Source organism: Streptomyces sp. NPDC059443, from assembly GCF_042750105.1.
GTDB lineage: Bacteria > Actinomycetota > Actinomycetes > Streptomycetales > Streptomycetaceae > Streptomyces.
On record NZ_JBHYVM010000071.1, the window covers coordinates 1 to 3222 of the forward strand.

A 3222-nucleotide genomic window follows, 5' to 3' on the forward strand; every position below is an offset into this window, starting at 1 on the left:
TTCCGACTCTATCAGAGTCAGTCTCGCTTGTTTTCCGCCTTCCAGGTCCTGCGCTTTCGCGCTTTTCCCTTTCCGGCGAGTCCGACTCTATCAGAAGTTTTCCACCGGATTTCCCGGCTTCCGATTCCTGAATGAAGAGTCGAGTGTGCCCGCTTGGAATTCAATTCCTGGGGGCGAGAAAGATCTTAAACCATCGCTGCCGAACTTGTCCAGTTCGAGGCAACCGTTCGAATCTACCTCCCCGCGCGCTCCGTGTCAACGGTCTTTGCGGGACAGGGGAGGAGACTAGCAGCTCAGGGGGCCGAAACGCACATCAGGCCGCGGTGGGGAGAGTCGCCGCCCGGTCGCCGAGCTCCACGTCGCCCACCTCGCCCGCGCGGGCCGCGCGACCGCCCAGGACGTAGACGTAGAGCAGGAAGGCCGTCTCGGCGGCCACGCCGATGGCTATGCGGGCCCAAGTGGGCAGGCCGGAGGGGGTCACGAAGCCTTCGATCAGGCCCGAGACGAACAGGACCACCGTCAGACCCATGGCCATGCCCAGGGCGGCGCGGCCCTGTTCGGCCAGGGCCGCCCTGCGGGTTCGCAGGCCCGGGTCGATGACCGTCCAGCCCAGGCGAAGGCCCGTACCGGCGGCGACGAAGACCGCCGTCAGTTCGAGGAGGCCGTGCGGGAGGATCAGGCCGAGGAAGACGTCGAGGCGGTCGGCCCCGGACATCAGCCCGATGCCCACGCCCAGGTTCAGCATGTTCTGCCACAGGATGTACAGCACGGGCAGGCCCAGGAAGGCGCCGAGGACCAGGCACATCGCGGCGGCCTGGGCGTTGTTCGTCCAGACCTGGGCCGCGAAGGAGGCAGCCGGGTGGCTGGAGTAGTACGTCTCGTACTCGCCGCCCGGCTTCGTCATCGCCTTGAGGTCTTCGGGGGCCCCGATGGCGCTCTGGATCTCGGGGTGCACGGCTATCCACCAGCCGACGAGGACGCCGATCGCCGTGGAGATCACCGCCGTGGGTATCCACCAGCGGCGGCTGACGTAGACGGCGGCCGGGAAGCCGGCGGTGAAGAAGCGGGCCGCGTCGCGCCAACCGCCCCGGCGGGCGCCCGTCACCGTGGCACGGGCGCGGGCCACGAGCTGGGTCAGGCGGCCCGTGAGCATGGGGTCCGGAGTGCTGGACTGGATGAGGGAGAGGTGGGTGGAAGTGCGCTGGTAGAGCGCTACGAGCTCGTCGGCCTCGTCGCCCGTGAGGCGACGGCCCCGGCCCAGGAGCTGTTCCAGACGGGCCCACTCCGCCTGGTGCGCTGCCACGAAGACGTCGAGATCCATGCGGTTGGCGCTCCCCTGCCCCTGGTGCTCCGAATGAACGGCCCCTGCTTTTCCTACTTCTTCCGTCGTCAGCTTGGCAGACTGGATGCCAAAGGGGCGGGTCAGGTCAGGTGAAGGGTGTGTGTACCGGTGAGCGATCTGGTGACGGGGGACGCGGTCGTCCTGGGGCTTCGGCCCGCGAGGCTGCCGAGCCGGGCCCTGGCGGTCATGCTGGACATGGCCGTCTACTTCGCCGGCTATCTGCTCATCACCATCGGGCTGACCTTCGCCACCGCCTCGCTGGACGACGCGGCCCAGGCCGCCGTGACCGTGTCCTCGTTCATCCTCGTCCTCGTCGGCGTGCCGATCGCGGTGGAGACGCTGAGCCACGGGCGCTCGCTCGGCAAGCTGGCCTGCGGGCTGCGCGTGGTGCGCGATGACGGCGGGCCGATCCGCTTCCGGCACGCGCTGGTGCGCGGGGCCATGGGGGTCGTCGAGCTGTACATGTTCTTCGGGGCCGTGGCCGTCATCGCCTCGCTGGTTTCCGCGCGGGGGCGGCGGCTGGGCGACGTCTTCGCGGGGACCCTGGTCATCCGGGAGCGGGTGCCCGGGGCGCGGGTGATGCCGGTACCTCCGCCGCCGCCGTGGCTGGCCGGGCGGTTCGGCGCGCTGGACCTGTCGGGGGTCCCGGACGGTCTGTGGCTGGCGATCCGGCAGTACCTGACCCGGATGAACCAGCTGGATCCGCAGATGGGCGCGGCCATGGCGGCGCGGCTGGCGGACGATCTGGTGGCGCGTACGGGGGCCCCCGCACCCGTCGGGGTGCCGGCCGCGGCGTTCCTGATGGCGGTGGTGCACGAGCGGCAGTCGCGGGACGCGGCCCGGGCCTTCTCTCCCGCCGGTGTCCAGGCGCGGCAGCCGCAGGTCCAGGTGTACGCGCCGGCTCCGGCGGTCGTCGCTCCTCCCGCGCCGTACGGCGCCATGCCCGTACTGCCCCACGCCGAGCCGGCGGCGCCCGTCGTGGCCGCGGCGGCGGCCGTGGCGCCCGTACGGGTGGAGCCGCCGCGGGCCACCGGGTTCGCGCCGCCCGCCTGAGCTACTGCTCGAAGGCCGAGGGCGGGGTTTCCAGGTGTTCGAGTTCGATGCCGGGGGCCGAGAGGACCACGTCTCCGGCGATGTGGATGGTGTGGACCTCGCCGGTGTCCAGGGCGCTGACCTGGTATTCGTCGACCAGGAGCGGTCCGCTGTCGGTGGCGTGCTCGGTGCGGCGCAGCAGGGCCCACGCCTGGTCGACCGTACGGGGTGCCAGGACGGGGTCCGTCAGGGCGACGAGGCGGACCCGGGTGGCGGGGGCGCCGGGGGTGAGGCGCAGCAGCCGGGCGGTGGCGATGAGGAAGGCCGGTGAGGTGCCGGTGAAACCGGAGGCCCCCCGGACGTTGCCCTCGGTCGCTTCGGCGCCGGCGGGGTCGGTGCGGACCCAGGTGACTCCGTCGATGGCGGCGCCGCGGACCTGCCAGCTGGAGGCGTTGACTTCGAGGCGGATGGGGCGGCCGAGTTCGTCGACGGCCAGGTCCACGGAGCCCCGGTGTGCGCCGTCGGGCGCGGTGAGCTGGGATACGTAGCGCCAGCCGGAGGGGCCGGGGGCGCAGTGGAAGTGCTCCTCGCCGAGGGGGGTGTGGTCGTGGGTGTCGTGGAGCGAGTAGCGGCCTCGGGGCATCGGGGCGTGTTCCTTGGTGCTCGGAGCGGGTACGGGGCAGGCCCCCGGCGTGGTGCCGGGGGCCTGCTTCGCGCTGTTCGCCGCTCGGGATCCTCGGGGATCCGGTGGGCTCAGTAGCGGTAGTGGTCGGCCTTGTACGGGCCTTCGACCGGGACGCCGATGTAGGCGGCCTGCTCGGGGCGCAGGGTGGTCAGCTTGACGCCGA

Annotated in this window: 4 protein-coding genes; 1 reads left to right on the forward strand and 3 read right to left on the reverse strand. The window is 71.5% G+C overall.

Features of this window, described 5'->3' with window-relative positions; all coding sequences use genetic code 11:
• Nucleotides 1-313 precede the first annotated feature (313 nt).
• Entirely contained in the window at nucleotides 314-1321 is a 1008-nt protein-coding gene (locus tag ACFXDJ_RS35765) for a stage II sporulation protein M (protein ID WP_384663903.1), read from the reverse strand.
• 129 nt (nucleotides 1322-1450) lie between these two features.
• Between ACFXDJ_RS35765 and ACFXDJ_RS35770 the strand changes: the two genes are divergently transcribed.
• Nucleotides 1451-2395, forward strand: a complete 945-nt coding sequence (locus tag ACFXDJ_RS35770) for an RDD family protein (RefSeq protein WP_384663905.1) — start codon at nucleotides 1451-1453, stop codon at nucleotides 2393-2395.
• Between the two features lies 1 nt (nucleotide 2396).
• Here ACFXDJ_RS35770 and ACFXDJ_RS35775 read toward each other — a convergent pair whose 3' ends face one another.
• Both ACFXDJ_RS35775 and ACFXDJ_RS35780 read right to left on the reverse strand, forming a co-directional pair.
• On the reverse strand, nucleotides 2397-3017 hold the full coding sequence (locus ACFXDJ_RS35775) for a hypothetical protein (RefSeq protein ID WP_384663906.1): 621 nt from the start codon (nucleotides 3015-3017) through the stop codon (nucleotides 2397-2399).
• A gap of 110 nt (nucleotides 3018-3127) precedes the next feature.
• Nucleotides 3128-3222 (reverse strand): adenosylhomocysteinase (locus ACFXDJ_RS35780; RefSeq protein WP_384663908.1); only part of this gene is annotated, 95 nt, incomplete at its 5' end.

Bases quoted from the DNA above. Each gene is read 5' to 3' on its own strand.
- ACFXDJ_RS35765 (WP_384663903.1), bottom strand. From the start codon at position 1,321: ATGGATCTCGACGTCTTCGTGGCAGCGCACCAGGCGGAGTGGGCCCGT.
- ACFXDJ_RS35775 (WP_384663906.1), bottom strand. From the start codon at position 3,017: ATGCCCCGAGGCCGCTACTCGCTCCACGACACCCACGACCACACCCCC.